The sequence below is a fragment of the Trujillonella endophytica genome, from assembly GCF_900110555.1.
In the GTDB taxonomy this organism is placed as follows: domain Bacteria; phylum Actinomycetota; class Actinomycetes; order Mycobacteriales; family Geodermatophilaceae; genus Trujillonella; species Trujillonella endophytica.
Genome location: NZ_FOEE01000015.1, coordinates 65,539 through 80,965, shown reverse-complemented (window position 1 = coordinate 80,965; position 15,427 = coordinate 65,539). Strand labels below are relative to the sequence as shown.

Genomic DNA, 15,427 nt, shown 5'->3' with positions numbered 1-15,427 from the left:
GGGAGCGGGCACTCGATCCCCGTTCCCGCCACGCACGGCGCACCCCCCACACCCCTGGGCACAGCTGCCCGGGCGACACCCAAGGAGCACCCTTGACACGAAACTCCCGGCGCCTCGTGAGCGTCCTGGCCGCAGCGACGATCGCCACCAGCATGGCCGCCTGTGGCGGTGACGACGACAGCGATGGCGGTGGCGGCGGCGGTGGCGGCGGCGGCACCGCCGAGGACAACGAGGCCACCGGCCCTGGTATGACCGAGGACACCGTCACCATCGGTTCGCACTACCCGCTGACCGGCCGTGCCGCGCCCGGCTACAGCGAGATCCCGACCGGCGTCCAGGCCTACTTCGACTACGTCAACGCCAACGGCGGCGTCTACGACCGGCAGATCGAGTGGGTCTACCGCGACGACGGCTATAACCCCACCAACACCAGCACCGTGGTCCGCGAGCTGGTGCTGGAGGAGGAGGTGTTCGCCATCATGGGCGGCCTCGGTACGCCGACGCACAACGCCGTCCTCGACTTCCTCAACACCGAGGAGGTCCCCGACCTGTTCGTCTCCTCGGGCTCCTCGCTGTGGGACGACCCGGAAAACCTCCCGTACACGTTCGGCTGGCAGACCGACTACGAGAGCGAGGGGAAGATCATCGGTCAGTACATCGCCGAGGAGTTCCCCGACGCGAAGGTCGGGCTGTTCCTCCAGGACGACGACTTCGGCGAGGACGGCGAGCGGGGGGTGCGGCAGTACCTCGACGACGACCAGATCGTCGAGGTGCAGACCTACACGTCCGGCAACATCGACGTGGGGCCGCAGATCGCGGCGCTGCAGGCCTCCGGGGCCGACTTCGTGCTCGGGTTCAACACCCCGCCGTACACGGCACTGACCCAGCTGGCCGCCCGGGACCTGAACTACACGCCGCAGTGGTGGTACTCGAACGTCGGGTCCGCCCCCGACCTCGTGGGTTCCCTGCTCGGGGCCTTCTCGCAGGGCGCTGTGAGCGGCGCGTCGGCCCTCGCGGGCATCTACACGACCTCCTACATCCCGACGGTCGACCAGGTCGACGACCCGTGGATCCAGCTGTTCCAGCGCATCTGGGACGAGTCCGGCCAGGAGGGCGTGCTCACCAACACCCGCGTCTACGGCATGTCGATGGCCTACACGATGGTGCAGGCGCTCCAGGCGGCCGGCCGCAACCCCACCGGTGACGACCTGGTCGCCGCGGTGGAGGAGGCCGGAGCGGACTGGCAGGGGCCGGCGTTCACGCCGTTCCGCTACTCCTCCGACCGGCACGCCGGCATCAGCGGCATGTCGGTGGTGCAGTTCAACGCCGAGGGCGTCGGAGAGCCGAAGACGCCGCTGCTGGTCACCGACACCGGCGATGCGGAGATCGAGGAGTACGACGGCGAGCCCATCGCCCCGCCGGAGAGCGGCATCCCGGACGAGGAGGCCGTCGGCTAGCGGAAGGGCCCCGCTGCCCCTCCACCGCACGCTCCGCGCGCGGCGGGACCCTGCAGCGGGGCCGGTAGGAGCAGGACGACGGCGGCCGCGGTCCCTCCCCGGGACCCGCGGCCGTCGGCGTCCCCGGGCGGACCGCCCCGCGGGGTGTGCCCGGATGCCCCCTGGGTAGGGGCGCCGATGACGCGCGGTGCGCGTCGGCGGGGCACGAGGAGGGCTGGGGATGGTGCGCGCGACTCGGTCGATCCGGCGGGCGGTGGTCACCGGCGGGGCGGGGTTCCTCGGCTCCCATCTGTGCGAGCACCTGCTCGAGCGCGGCGTCGAGGTGGTGTGCCTGGACAACTTCCTCACCGGCTCGCCGCAGAACGTCGTCCACCTGATGGAGCACCCCGCGTTCCGGTTGCTGCGCTGCGACGTCACCGACTACGTCCACGTCCCCGGACCGGTGGACCTCGTGCTGCATTTCGCCTCCCCGGCGAGCCCCATCGACTACCTCAGGATGCCGATCGAGACCCTCAAGGTCGGCAGCCTCGGCACGCTGCACACGCTCGGCCTGGCCCACGACAAGGGCGCCCGGTACGTGCTGGCCTCGACGTCGGAGGTATACGGCGATCCGCTGGAGCACCCGCAGACCGAGGAGTACTGGGGCAACGTCAACCCGGTCGGGCCGCGGGGCGTCTACGACGAGGCCAAGCGCTTCAGCGAGGCCATGACCACGGCCTACCGGACGTCCAAGGGCACCGACACCGGCATCGTGCGGATCTTCAACACCTACGGACCCCGGATGCGCCCGGACGACGGCCGCGCCATCCCCGCCTTCGTCGGCCAGGCGCTCGCCGGCCGACCGGTCACCGTCGCCGGCGACGGCTCGCAGACCCGCTCGATCTGCTACGTCGACGACACCGTCCGCGGCATCCTGGCGATGGCCGCGTCCGGGCACGCCGGCCCGGTGAACATCGGCAACCCCGACGAGCTCTCCATGCTGGCGCTGGCGCAGTGGATCATCGAGCTGACCGGTTCCGGGTCGGCCGTCGAGTTCATCGACCTGCCCGTCGACGACCCGAAGGTCCGCCGTCCCGACACCACCCGGGCCGAGGAACTGCTGGACTGGCGGCCGCTGGTGCCCTCCGAGGAGGGGCTGCGACGCACCGTCGCCTGGTTCGCCGAGCAGCGCTCGATGGGCACGCGCGCCGTCGGTTGAGCGTCCCCCGTCGGCCTTCCGTCGACGAGGCCCCCTCTACCGACCGTCGTCCCTCTACATTGGACCCGGCGAACGGGGTCGCCATGAGTGTTCGGACGACGACGGAGCGCATCAATGGGCCGGCACGCCACCACCACCACGACCACTCGCCGCGGGTGGCCGCCGCCGCCACTCGTGCTGATCGCGGCACTGGCCGTCGTCGCGCTCGTCGCGGGCGGGCTGGTGTGGTGGCTCGCCGGCTCCGACGACGACGGGAACGCGGCCGCGTGCGGGGACGACGCCGCCGTGCGGGTCGCCGTGGCTCCCGAGATCGCGCCGGTCGTGCAGGAGGTGCTGGCCGACGCGCTGTCCGGCGACTGCGTCACCGCCGACGTGGTCGAGGCCGACTCGCTGCAGACCGTCGCCGCGCTGACCGCGGGGGCGGACTCCGGCGTGCCCGACGTCTGGGTGCCCGACTCCTCCATCTGGCCGGCCCAGGTCGAGGGCGCCTCCGTGGAGCAGGCCGGCACGCTGGCCATCTCCCCGCTCGTGCTCGCCACGAGCCGCGCCTCCGCCGAGGACCTCGGCGTGCTCGCTCCCACGCCGGTGTGGCTCGACGTGGTCATCGCGGCGCTGACGGCGGGGCGGTCCATGCCGACCGCCGACCTCACCGGATCCGCCCGCCAGATCGGCGTCTCGCTGTCGGTCGAGGCGACCGGCAACGGGGTGGCGATCTCGGACGAGGAGCTCGCGGCGTCGCTGGGGCTCTCGCGGTCCGGCGCGACCCTGGACGAGGTGCGGTCGGCCTCGGTGGCCGGGAACGCGGACGCGGGGCTGTGGGCCGGCACCGAGCAGGACGTGCTGGCCAGCTACCTGGCCGGCGACTCGCAGATGGTCGCGCTGTACCCGGAGGGGGGCTCGACCTACCTCGACTACCCGGTGGTGCGTGCCGGGGAGCCCGACGGGGACCGGCGCGCGGCCGTCGACACCGTGGTGGCGGCGCTGACCTCCGACGACGCCGCCGCCGCGGTGCGCGCCGCCGGGTTCCGCGACGCCGACGGGAACGCGCCCGACGGCGCGGGACCGGACACCGGGACGCAGCCGGAGGCGCCCGAGCGGCTGCCGATGGAGCCCGACGCCGCGACCGCGGCCATCGAGCAGGCCAACCGCGTGCTCGCCCCCTCGCGCCTGCTGACCGTCATCGACACCTCCACGTCCATGGAGGCCACCGCCGCCGGCGGCACGCGGATCTCGCTGGCGGTCGACGCCGCCCGCACCGCCCTGGCCGGGCTCCCCGACGAGTACTCGGTCGGCCTGTGGACCTTCGCCTACCGGGTGGACGGCGACAGGGACTACGCCGAGCGGGTGCCGCTGCGCGCGCTGGACGCCGACGTCGACGGGTCCACCCAGCGTGCGGCGCTGGCCGCGCAGCTGCAGACGCTGTCGGGTTCGCTCACGTCCGGGGGGACGGGCCTCTACGACACCGCGCTCGCCGCGGTCCGGGCCGCCCGCGAGCTGTACCAGGAGGGCGCGGTCTCCAGCGTGGTCCTGCTGACCGACGGCACCAACGACGACGACGCGGGCGGCATCTCCCTGCAGGGGCTGATCGACACGCTCCGCTCCGAGGCCGACCCCGACCGGCCGGTGCAGCTCGTCGGCGTGGCGCTGGGGCCGGAGGCCGACCTCGAGGAGCTGCAGCAGATCGCCGCGGCCACCGGCGGGACCGCCTACTCCGCCCAGGACCCCGACGACCTGCAGGCCGTGCTCTTCGACGCCATCCGGGAGCGCTGACCCAGCACGCCGTCGAGGGCCGCGACCACCTCGTCGACGGTGATCCGCGCCAGTGCCGGGTCCAGATCGGCGCCCCACGGGTCGCCGGTGCCGTCGCCGTGCCACAGGACGACGTGCAGCGGGCCGCCGTCCCGGATGCGGGTCGGCGGCCCCCACAGCGCCGGGGCGACCGGGCCGAAGAGCACCACGGACGGCCGCCGGTAGGCCGTCGCCAGGTGCGCCACGCCGGTGTCGCCGCTGACCACCACCCGGGCCGCGGCGACGACGGCCGCGAGCTCCAGGCCGGTCGTCGTCCCGGCGAGGACCGCGTCCGGGCCCAGGCCCCCGCCCTCGGCCACGGCGCGGGCCAGGTGCACCTCGGCGGGACCGCCGGTGATCCGCACGTCGCAGCCGGCGGCCGCGAGGTGGCGGGCGACGGCGGCGAACCGCTCGACCGGCCACCGGCGGCCGGCGAACGCCGCACCGGGGTGCACCACCGCGGCGCCGGTCACCGGCGGCGGCACGGCCGGGACGGCGAGATCGAGCGCGTCCGGGTCGGCGTCCACCCCGAGCCCCTCGGCCACGAGCCGGCACCATCGCCGGACCTCGTGCTCGTCGGGGTACCAGGCCGGGCCGGGGTAGCCGGGGCTGTCGAAGGTGAGCAGCCGCCGCGGGTGCAGGTCGGCGACGACGACGTGCGACAGCGGCCCCCTGCCGTGCAGGTCGACGGCGAGGTCCGGGGGCGGGCCGGTCCACTCGAGCGGCTCGAGCTCCCCGGCGGGCAGCACCTCGTCGACCGCGTCGATCAACCCGGCCAGGGGCTCGAGCGCCCGCGTGGTGGCCAGCACCAGCCGGTGCCCGGGGACGGCCGCCCGCACCGCGCGGATCGCCGGCACCCCGGTGAGCAGGTCCCCCAGCCCGAGCGGCCGCAGCACCACCGCGGTGGGCCGTGCAATTCCGCGCTTCTGCCCGGAGGGACGAGGTGCAGAAGCGCGGAATTGCACGTCGGCCCTCACGCCCGGGAGCGCTCGACCAGCGCGGTCGTGGAGTGGCCGTCCAGGTAGGGAAGGACGACGGCCTGGCCGCCCCACCGGCGCAGCACCGCCGCCTCGGGCAGGTCCGCGCCGGCGTAGTCGCCGCCCTTGGCCCAGACGTCGGGCCGAAGCCGGTCGAGCACCGCCGCCGGGGTGTCCTCCTCGAAGACGACGACGGCGTCGACGAACTCCAGCGCATCGAGCACCCGCGCGCGGTCGGCGGCGGACACCAGGGGCCGGGCCGGCCCCTTGAGCCGGCGCACCGAGTCGTCGGAGTTGATGCACACCACCAGGCAGTCGCCGAGCCCGCGGGCGGCCCGCAGCGTCGCCACGTGCCCGGGGTGGAGGAGGTCGAAGCAGCCGCCGGTGGCCACGACGGTGCCGCCGGCCGCCCGCACCCGGGAGAGGACCGAGTCCACGCCGGGCTCGGCGATCACGTTGGGCGCGCGGGCGCCCGACCGGGGCGCGTCCCCGGCGTCCCACGCGCCCGCGCCGCCCCGGCCGACGAACACCGAGGCCGCCGCCACCGCGCCGGCCACCGCCTCGCCGGTCACCGCGCCGTCGGCGAGCAGCAGCGCCGCGGCGGCGGCGAACGCGTCGCCGGCGCCGCAGGGGTCGCCGCCGGTCACCGCATGCGCCGGCACGACCATCGGGGCTCCCCCGCCGTAGGAGAGCAGGGCACCGCGGGCGCCGAGGGTCACCGACACCGCTCCCACGCCCCAGCGGCGGATCAGCGCCTCCGCCCGGGCGCCGACGGCGGCCAGGCCGTCGCCGTCGGCGGGCACGCCGGCAGCCGCGGCCACGCGGGCGGCCTCCGCGCCGTTGGGGGTGACCAGCCGCGTCGAGGGCACCGGGTCGGCCCCGCGGGGATGCGGGTCCCAGACGATCGGCCCACCGGCCGCGGCCAGGGCCTCGCGCACCGCGGCCGAGGCCGTCGTCCCCCGGCCGTAGTCGGCGACGAGCACGGCCGCCGCCGTCCGCAGCACCTCCCGCGCCTCGTCGGGCAGGGCGCCGAGCCGGACCACCGGGTCGCCGGAGTCGATCCGCACCACCGAGTGGTCCCCGACCCGCACGCGCCGTTTGACCGCCGTGCCGCCGGTCGCCGGGATCTCCACCAGCCGCACCCGGCCGGCCAGCAGCGCCCGGAGCCGGGTGGCGCCGTCGTCGTCGGCCATGGGGGTCACCAGCACGACCGGCCGCGACGTCGACGCCGCCGCGATCACCGCGGCCAGCGCGGCACCCCCCGGCCGCTCGCGGCGCTCGACGTCCTCGACGACCGGCACGGGCGCGTCCGGGGTCAGCCGGGACGCCGTGCCCACCAGGTCGACGTCCAGCAGCGCGTCACCGACGACGACCAGCGGCCGCGCGCCGCCGGCCTCGCTCGCCGGCGCCGGCCGCTCCCGCGGGCCGTTCCCCGCCTCGCGCCCCGGTGCGTCCCCGGCGCCCGCCGGAACCCGCGCGGGCTCGGCGAGCACGGCGGCGTCGAAGGCCGCGCAGAGCAGGTGCAGCGCGACCAGGTGGCACTCCTGCACCGTCGCCGTCCAGGCGGAGTCGATGCAGACCGCCTCGTCGGCCACGTCGGCCAGCGAGTTCGGCCCCGGCCCGGTCAGCGCCAGGACGGTGAGGCCGCACTCGCGGGCCCGGCGGGCGGCGGCCACGGCGTTGGGCGACCGCCCGCTGGTGGAGAGCAGGACCAGCACGTCCCCGGCGCGGCCGTGCGCCTCCACCTGGCGGGCGAACAGCTCCTCGGCCGGGTAGTCATTGGCGATCGCGGTCAGCGACGAGGTCTCGGCGCTGAGGCAGATCGCGGAGAACGGCGGCCGTTCGGCCCGGTAGCGGCCGACCAGCTCGGCGGTCAGGTGCTGGGCCTGGGCGGCGCTGCCGCCGTTGCCGGCCGCGAGCAGCCGGCCCCGGCCCTCGCCCCGCAGGACGCCGGCGAGCAGGCGCCCCCAGCGGTCCAGGGTCGCCACGTGCCCGGTCACGTCCCGCAGCGCCGCGGCCAGCGACGCGACGTGGTCGTGCCCGGTCAGGTGGGAGCAGGCGTCCGGGGAGACCGCCGTGCCGGCGGATCGGGGAACGGCACTCATCGGGCGGCCTCCACGGGGCGCGTGACGCGGTTCTCGGCCACGGCCGGGCTGCCCAGCACCTGGCCGTAGACGGCCTCGGTGTCGGCGGCGACCCGGGCCCAGCGGTAACGGGAGCGCGCCCGTCGCACCCCGGCCGCGCCGTAGGCGGCCCGGCGGGCGTCGTCGGCCAGCAGGGCGGCCAGCACCGCCCCCAGCGCGACCGGGTCCCGCGGCGGCACGAGGTCGCCGGTGACGCCGTCGGCGACGCTGTCGACGAGCCCGCCGACGGCGGTGGCCACGACGGGCCGGCCGCAGGCCATCGCCTCCAGCGGGGTGATCCCGAACGGCTCGTACCAGGGGACGGCGAGGACGACGTCGGCCGAGCGGATCCACGCGGGCACGTCGGTCCGGGCCACCGCCCCGGTGAAGCGCAGCCGCTCGGCGACCCCGGCCCCCGCGGCCACCGCCCGTAGGCGCCGCACCTCGGGATCGCGGTCCAGCTCGTCCCGCGGCGGCCCGCCGACGACGACGAGCTCGGCGCCGGGCACCACGGCCAGCGCCCGGACGGCGTCGTCCTGGCCCTTGCGCTCGACCAACCGGCCGAGCACCAGCAGCCGCTGCCGGCCCGGGGTGCGGGGCGCGACGGGGCCCTGCGGCGAGAAGACCTCGGTGTCCACGCCGCACGGGACGATCGTCACCCGCTCGTGCGAGAGGCCCAGGCGGCGCAGCTCGAAAACCTCGTCGGAGCACGTGGCCACGACGTGGCGGACGGTGCGGCACAGCGCCCGCTCCAGCTGCACCCGCTGTGGCGGGGAGGTGTCGGCGGCACCCTGGTGGCGGCGCTTGACCGAGCCGAGGGCGTGGAACGTCTGCAGCACCGGCACGTCCCCGGCCGCCGCGACGGCGGCCAGCCCGCTCATCCAGAAGTGCGCGTGCACGAGGTCGGGCCGGGCGGCGGACCACTGGCGGCGCAGCGCCGAGGCGAAGTCGGGCATGTGCCGCAGCAGGTCGTCCTTGGGCAGGTTCTCCGGCGGCCCCGCGGCGACGTGCCGGACGCGGTAGCCGTCCTGGGTCACCACCTCGTCGGGCAGCGCGACGTCGTCCCGGCGCGTGTGCACGGTGACGTCGTGCCCCCGCGCGGCCAACCCGGCGGCCAGGGCCGCAACGTGCACGTTCTGCCCGCCGGCGTCGACCCCGCCGATCGCGGCCAGCGGCGAGGCGTGCTCGCTCACCAACGAGATCCTCATCGGATGACCTCCTCCAGAAGTGCGTCCCAGTCGGCCAGGAACCGGGCCAGGCCGTACCTCTCGAGCGCGGCGGCGCGGGCGGCCTTGCCCGCGAGCCGGGCGGCATCCGGGTCGTCGAGGAACCGGCGCGCCCCCTCCCAGAGACGCTCCGGGCGGGTGGAGATGACGCCGGCCTCGGCCGGCACCGCCTCGACCACCTCCGTGGTGGCCAGGGCGACCACCGGCATGCCCAGGTGCATGGCCTCCAGCAGCGACAGGCCCAGCGACGTCCACCGCACGGGGTGCACGTAGACCCGGCGGCGGGCCAGCTCGGCGTGCATCGCCGCCTGCGGCGGGTCGTCGAACAGCGCCACCCGGTCGGGGTCCAGGCCGTACCGCTCGTGCAGCCCGGCCAGCCCCATGCCGAACACGTCGACCGGGGCGACGACGGCCAGCCCGGCCAGCAGGTCGGCGCCGACGGTGCGCCCGCGGCGGACCGGCTCGTTGCTGACGACGGCGGCGCGGGCGAGCTCGCCGGTCCACCGCTCCCCCGGGTCGACGATGCCGTGCTCGATGACCGTGGTCGGCGCCCGGCCGTTGTCGTAGAACAGCCGGTTGAAGTGCGTGACGTGCGCGATGGAGATGTCGTCGCGGTCGGCCAGCGGGTGGCGGGTGTGCGGCACCGGCCCGTCGTCCGGCTCCAGCCCTGGTGCGTTGTGCTCGAGGAAGACCGCCGGCAGCTCGCGGCCCGGCTCGCGCCCGAGCCACGCGCGGCACAGCTCCAGGTCGCGGGTCCGCTGCAGCACGACCACGTCCACGTCGGCGTGCCGCAGGTCCTCCGGCGTCACCTCGCGGGCCGACGCCGGCCAGTTCCAGGTGCGGGCGCGGCCCCGCCCGTCGGGACCCCGATCGGGGGTGACCGGGACGAGGTACTCGTGGTCCCCCTCCACGAACGCGGTCGTCCAGGAGCCGTGCACGTGCCAGACGAGGACCTTCATCCGCTCACCAGCTTCTCGACGGCGGCGACGACGTCGGCCGGGGTCACCGAAGTCAGGCAGGGATGGCCGGGCACCGGGCACACGCGGGCACGGGTGCGGCGGCAGGGCGCGTCCTGGTCCCCGAGCAGCACGGTCGGCACGCCGTAGGGGGCCCACCGCGCGGCCGGCACGACCGGGGAGAACAGCGAGACGACGGGCGTGCCGACGGCGGCGGCCAGGTGCGCCGGGCCGGTGTTGCCGACGACGACGGCCGCGGCCCCGTCCAGCAGCGCCGCCATCCCCGCCAGGCTCGTGGCGCCGCCGAGGTCCTCCCCGCGGCTGCCGGCCACGGCGGCGGTCAGCGCCCGCTCCCCCGGCCCGCCGGTGACCAGCACGCGGTGCCCGGCGTCGGCGAGGGCCTCGACGGCCTCGGCGCAGCGGTCGGCCGGCCAGGCGCGCGCGGGGACGGACGCGCCGGGGTGCAGCACGACGTACCCCGGCTCGCGGCCGGTCGGGGGCAGGGGGCGCCGGACGGCGAGGCGGCCGTCGTCGCCGGGGGGCAGCTCGAAGCCGGCGGCGCGGGCGAGGGAGAGCGCGCGCTCGGGTTCGGGCAGGTCGTCGTCCACTCGGTGCCGGACGTCGAGCAGCGCGCCGGGGTAGTCGACGCTGATCGCCGAGATCCGCGGGACGCCGGCCGCGCGGAGGACCAGCGCCAGGGGCAGGGGCGACTGGTGGAACGAGGTGGGGACGACGGCCTCGTCCGGCGCGAGTTCCCGGATCCGCGCGGTCAGCGCGGCGAGATCGGCGGCGTCCACGGGCGGGGGATCGCCGAGGATCCACGGGCAGGACCAGGTCCACACCTCGTCGACGCCCGGCAGCAGGGCGGCGGCCTCGGCACCGGCCGGGCCGGCGAGGAACACGACACGGTCCGCGCCGTGCGCGACGGCCCGCACCAGGGGCGCCTGCAGGAGGACGTCGCCGGCGTTGTCCAGCCGCGCGACGAGGACCGTCCGCCGCCCGCCGGTCACCACCGGCCCGCCAGGACGTCGTCGACCGCTTCCGTCAGCGTTCCCGCCACGTGCGGGGCGGCCGCGACCTCGGCCTTCCGGGTCACGGGCGTGGGCACCATGATCCCGGCGGCACCCGCGGCCGCGGCGGCCTCGACGTCGGCAGCGATGTCGCCGACGACCACGCAGCGGGCGGGATCGACGCCGAGCTCCGTGCAGGCGGCCTTCACCATGCCGGGCGCGGGCTTGCGGCAGGCGCAGCCGTCGTCCGGGCCGTGCGGGCAGACCTGGATCGTGTCGAAGGGGCCGAGCAGCTCGTCGAGGCGGGCCATGCAGGCGTCGACCTGGTAGCGGGTGATGATCCCGCGGGCGACGCCGGACTGGTTGCTGACCACGCCGACCCGCACGCCGCGGGCGCGCAGGGCGTCGACGGCCTCGCGGGCGCCCGGCACCGGCGTCACCAGGGCGGGATCGCCGTTGTAGGGGTAGTCGCGGACCAGCGTGCCGTCGCGGTCGAACAGGACGAGATCGGGCAGGCCGCGCCAGCGGCCCACCCGGCGGTGCGTGAGGAGGCCGCGCAGGACGTGCCAGGTGGCCAGCGGCGGGATGACCGCGCTGGTGGCGAGCATCGTGGCGACCTCGGCACGGTCGCGCGGCCCCGGCACGATCCGGGCCCGGGCGAACTCGGCGGTGCCGGCCGCCCAGGCCAGCGCGGCGGCCGTCGCGGCCCGGGGCCGGCGCGCGGCGGCGAGCCCGAGCGCCGCGACGGCGGCGGTGGTGACGGCGAGGTGCTGCGGACGTCGGCCGAGCGGGGCGTCGGCCCGGTCCGGCGCCCGCCAGCCGGGGCCGTGCAGCCTCCGCATGAGGACGTCGTCGGCGTTGCCGGCCTGCACCCGCACGCTGACCCGGCGGTCGGTGGGCCGCACGGGATGGGTGATCCACCGCTCGCCACGCACCAGCCGGGCGCCGGTGTCCATCACCCGCAGGGCGAGGTCGGAGTCCTCGCGGAACGCGCGCGGAAAGCGCTCGTCGAAGCCGCCGACCGAGGCCAGGGCGGCGCGGCGGTAGGCGAGGTCGGCGGTGATCCAGCTGCTGGTGGCCAGGCCCGCGGTGCCGCGCTCCCAGTCGGTGGGGCGGCGGTCGCCGGGCAGCGGCACCCGCACCCGGCCCTGGCTGCCGGCGACGTCCGGGGCGAGGCCCGCCAGGTCGGTCGCGAGCCGCCGGTACCAGTCGGCGTCGGGGACGACGTCGTCGTCCAGGAAGGCGATCCAGTCGGTGCGGGCCACCCGCCAGCCCAGGTTGCGCGCCCGGGCCGGGCCGCCGCCCCCGGTGCGGACGACGCGCAGCGGCGGCAGGCCGGGCCGCTCGGGCCGCAGCGGCGGACCCGCGGGCCGGTCGTCGACCAGCACGAGCTCCGCCGGGCGGTCGCCGGGAGCCGCGGCGAGGGCGTCGAGCAGCGCATCCAGCGAGGGCCGACCGATCGTCGGCACCACCACGGTGACGCGCTCGAGGACGCCCTCCATGCGATCGGTCGTGCCCTACCGATCGGACGGGGAAACACTACGGGCTCGAAGCATCGCCTCCTGATCGCCGCCCTCCCGGGCAATCTCGCGCTTCTGCACCGCGCAATCTCGCGCTTCTGCACCGCGCACTATCGCGCTTCTGCACCGCGCAATGTGGCGGAATTGCCCGGGGACGGCGGAGTGGGGGCGGGGCCGGGTCAGCGGCGGGGGCGGGCCGCGGCCGAGACCCGGGCCAGGGCGTCGGTGACCACGGGGGCGTCGTCGCCCAGCCGGATGAGCAGGTGGGCCACGAGGTCGTCGTGCGTGGCTGCCGCGGCGCGCACGGTGGCGCGGCCGGCGTCGGTCAGCCGGCCGTGGAGCAGCCGGCGGTCGTCGGCCCCGCGCTCCCGGACGACGAGCCCCGCGGCGACCAGCCGGGTCACCGTGCTGGTCACCCCGGCGCGGGACAGACCGAGCGCCTCGGCGACCTCCCCCATGCTGGCGCGCTCACCCGGCGCGTCCGCGATCCGGCGCAGCGCCTCGAACCCGGTCAGCGAGATGCCGTGCCCGCGATGCAGCGCGGAGTCCACGCGCCGCGTGATCCGGTCGTGCACCTGCACGATGCGCAGCCAGGTCTCCTGGGGCCGCGGCGCCGCGCCGGGCAGGTCCGCGACGTCGGGTACGGCGGACGTCGGCACGTCGTCCACGGGCACCGCCCCATCGTCGTCGACCTCAGGAGCTCCCGGACGCCGACCGCTCGGCCCGGCGGCGCAGCGCGACGACGCCGACCCCGCCGGCCGCGGCCACCAGGGCCGCGCCTGCCACCACCAGCGGCCACGTCGCGGAGGCCTGCTCGGCGACGGGACTGCCGGCGGCGGCGATCCGCAGGTCGACGGTGACGGTGGTGGGCGTGACGGCGCCGACCACCTCGAGGGTCGTGGCGCCGGTCGCGGCCGAGGACGGGATGCGCACCTCCACGGCCACCAGCCCGTCGATGTCGGCGACGGAGGTGCCGAGCTCCGTGCCGTCGCCGAGGCGGAGCGTCACCTCCTCCCCGGCGGCGAAGCCGGAAGCGGTCAGGGTGACCACGTCCCCGGCGGCCACGCTGGACGCCGAGCCCGCCGGGACGCCCACGGACGCGGCGGGTGGCGGCACGTCGCCGCCGACGGCACCCCCGTCGGCGCCCCCGGCCATGGGCGGCACCGTGGCGTCGGCCGTCGGCGGCGCGATGGCGGCGCAGTCCTCCTCCGCGGGGCGGGTGAACTCGAATCCGGGCAGCTCGTCGACGTACGTGACGCCCGAGCCGTCGAGGGCGGTGAACAGCAGCCGGCTGTCGATCGTCTCGCCCCAGGCGACGTCGCCGGTGCGCAGCTCGACCGTCTGCCCGGGCGCGACCGAGGCGCGGTCCTCTCCCTCCGGGCTCCGGGTGGTGGCGAGGACGACGTCGTAGGCGACGGTGCCCCCGACGACCTCGACCGCCACCCCGCCGGGCCGGCAGCTCGGACCGTGGGTGACCCGGGCGTCGGGTCGGGTGGGGTCGTCGATGGCGAGGGCCGAGCCGGCCGCCACGACACCCAGAGTGGCCATGCCAGCGACGAGGCCGGCCGCGAGGAGCCCGCGCACGGCGGTCCTGCGGACGGCTCCCGGTGACGTACCTGACGGCACGCAGTTCCCCCTCGAGCAGTCTGCTGCCGGGCGCGACGGACGTCGCTGCACCGGCCTCCCCATGATGAGGCCTGTGACGGGCTCCGGACCGTGTGTCACTGACGCTTCTGGCGTGTCGTCGCGGCGTGTCGGCAGAAAGTGCGCCGCGGTACTCGGGGGGCCCGTCCGGCGGGGAGGTCCTAGCGTGGCCGGGTGACCTCAGCAGCCGGCACCGGACGCGAGCGACAGAACGAGATCTACCGGGCCGGGGTGTACGGCCGCAGGCCCCGCGTGCCGACCGTCGCCCGCGCGCTGCAGCGGGCCGCCCGCCGTCGCCTGGACGCCCGCGCCTACGCCTACGTGGCCGGGGGCGCCGGCGACGAGGCGACCCAGCGGGCCAACCGCGCGGCCTTCGACCGCTGGGCGATCGTCCCCCGGGTGCTGCGGGACGTGAGCGCGCGCGACACCTCGGTGGAGCTGTTCGGCCGCCGGCTGCCCGCGCCCGTGCTGCTCGGCCCGGTGGGAGCCCTCGAGCTCGTGCACCCCCAGGCCGATCTGGCGGTGGCCCGGGCCGCGGCCTCGCTGGGCGTGCCGATGGTCTTCTCCAACCAGGCCTCGGTCCCCATGGAGACGTGCGCCGCCGCGATGGGCGACGCGCCCCGGTGGTTCCAGCTGTACTGGTCGACGTCCGACGAGCTGGTGGAGAGCCTGGTCGCCCGCGCCGAGGCCTCCGGGTGCGACGCGCTCGTCGTCACCCTCGACACCACGATGCTCGGCTGGCGCCCGCGCGACCTCGACCTCGGCCACCTGCCGTTCGCGCTCGGCAAGGGCATCGCGCAGTACACCTCCGACCCGGACTTCCGGCGGCTGGTGGCCGAGCGAGCGGGCGCCGCCCCCGCACCCGCGGAGGCCGCCGCGTCGGCCCGGCGGGACCGGCAGCCGCGCCCGACCCTCGCGGCCGTCCGGGCACTGGTCGGCATGGCACGGGCCTGGCCCGGGCCGCTGCGGGAGAACCTCCGCTCGCCGCTGCCCCGGGCCGCCGTCGAGACGTTCCTGGCCATCTACTCGCGGCCCTCGATCACCTGGGCCGACCTGGCCTGGCTGCGCGAGCGGACGCGGTTGCCGATCGTGCTCAAGGGGGTGCTGCACCCCGACGACGCCCGCCGGGCCCTGGACGAGGGGGTCGACGGCGTGGTGGTGAGCACGCACGGCGGCCGGCAGGTGGACCGCTCGATCGCCGCCCTGGACGCGCTGCCCGACGTCGTCGCCGCGATCGGCGACCGCGCGCCGGTCCTGCTCGACAGCGGTGTGCGCAGCGGCGCCGACGCCCTGGTGGCCGTCGCCCTGGGGGCGCGAGCCGTGCTGCTGGGTCGCCCGTTCGCGTGGGGACTGGGCCTGGCCGGGGAGGACGGCGTGCGGCAGGTCGTGTCCGACGTCCTGGGCGAGTTCGACCTGACCCTGGGCCTCGCCGGGTTCACCGCCGTCGACCAGCTCACGCCGGAGGTCCTCCGCCGGATGCCGTGAGCCCGCCCGGGGACACGCCGGGCGGGGGTTGACCCGACGGTGT

Annotated in this window: 12 protein-coding genes; 4 read left to right on the top strand and 8 right to left on the bottom strand. The window is 76.7% G+C overall.

Annotated features, from left to right (window positions below; genetic code table 11):
- The first annotated feature begins 92 nt into the window (after positions 1-92).
- The 3 genes from BMY88_RS19755 (at position 93) to BMY88_RS19745 (ending at position 4,425) form a co-directional block, all read left to right on the top strand.
- Positions 93-1,457: an ABC transporter substrate-binding protein gene (locus BMY88_RS19755; RefSeq protein ID WP_244524807.1), complete on the top strand. Its 1,365-nt coding sequence runs from the start codon at positions 93-95 to the stop codon at positions 1,455-1,457.
- Between the two features lie 220 nt (positions 1,458-1,677).
- A complete protein-coding gene (locus BMY88_RS19750) occupies positions 1,678-2,655 on the top strand; it encodes a UDP-glucuronic acid decarboxylase family protein (RefSeq protein ID WP_091947775.1) in 978 nt (325 codons plus the stop codon).
- Positions 2,656-2,769: 114 nt separating this feature from the next.
- Positions 2,770-4,425, top strand: coding sequence for a substrate-binding domain-containing protein (locus BMY88_RS19745; protein WP_091947772.1), 1,656 nt, complete (start codon positions 2,770-2,772; stop codon positions 4,423-4,425).
- On the opposite strand, the gene BMY88_RS19740 is transcribed toward BMY88_RS19745, so the two are convergent.
- The 8 genes from BMY88_RS19740 to BMY88_RS19705 form a co-directional block, all read right to left on the bottom strand.
- Entirely contained in the window at positions 4,362-5,342 is a 981-nt protein-coding gene (locus tag BMY88_RS19740; protein ID WP_244524806.1) for a glycosyltransferase family 9 protein, read from the bottom strand. The two genes, BMY88_RS19745 and BMY88_RS19740, sit on opposite strands and share 64 nt — an antisense overlap.
- 74 nt (positions 5,343-5,416) lie before the next feature.
- A complete protein-coding gene (gene rfaE2 / locus BMY88_RS19735; protein WP_091947769.1) occupies positions 5,417-7,525 on the bottom strand; it encodes a D-glycero-beta-D-manno-heptose 1-phosphate adenylyltransferase in 2,109 nt (702 codons plus the stop codon).
- Positions 7,522-8,751, bottom strand: coding sequence for a glycosyltransferase (locus BMY88_RS19730; protein WP_091947767.1), 1,230 nt, complete (start codon positions 8,749-8,751; stop codon positions 7,522-7,524). The genes rfaE2 and BMY88_RS19730 overlap by 4 nt, the downstream gene beginning before the upstream one ends.
- Positions 8,748-9,728 carry a glycosyltransferase gene (locus tag BMY88_RS19725; RefSeq protein ID WP_091947764.1) on the bottom strand — a complete coding sequence of 327 codons (981 nt, stop codon included), beginning with the start codon at positions 9,726-9,728 and terminating at the stop codon, positions 8,748-8,750. The genes BMY88_RS19730 and BMY88_RS19725 overlap by 4 nt, the downstream gene beginning before the upstream one ends.
- Positions 9,725-10,738 carry a glycosyltransferase family 9 protein gene (locus BMY88_RS19720; RefSeq protein WP_244524805.1) on the bottom strand — a complete coding sequence of 338 codons (1,014 nt, stop codon included), beginning with the start codon at positions 10,736-10,738 and terminating at the stop codon, positions 9,725-9,727. The genes BMY88_RS19725 and BMY88_RS19720 overlap by 4 nt, the downstream gene beginning before the upstream one ends.
- Positions 10,732-12,237, bottom strand: a complete 1,506-nt coding sequence (locus BMY88_RS19715) for an HAD-IIIA family hydrolase (protein ID WP_091947761.1) — start codon at positions 12,235-12,237, stop codon at positions 10,732-10,734. The genes BMY88_RS19720 and BMY88_RS19715 overlap by 7 nt, the downstream gene beginning before the upstream one ends.
- A gap of 197 nt (positions 12,238-12,434) precedes the next feature.
- Positions 12,435-12,929, bottom strand: coding sequence for a MarR family winged helix-turn-helix transcriptional regulator (locus BMY88_RS19710; RefSeq protein WP_091947759.1), 495 nt, complete (start codon positions 12,927-12,929; stop codon positions 12,435-12,437).
- 19 nt (positions 12,930-12,948) lie between these two features.
- Positions 12,949-13,803, bottom strand: a complete 855-nt coding sequence (locus tag BMY88_RS19705; protein WP_139220528.1) for a hypothetical protein — start codon at positions 13,801-13,803, stop codon at positions 12,949-12,951.
- A gap of 270 nt (positions 13,804-14,073) precedes the next feature.
- Between BMY88_RS19705 and BMY88_RS19700 the strand changes: the two genes are divergently transcribed.
- A complete protein-coding gene (locus BMY88_RS19700; protein WP_091947754.1) occupies positions 14,074-15,384 on the top strand; it encodes an alpha-hydroxy-acid oxidizing protein in 1,311 nt (436 codons plus the stop codon).
- The last annotated feature ends 43 nt before the right edge of the window (positions 15,385-15,427 follow it).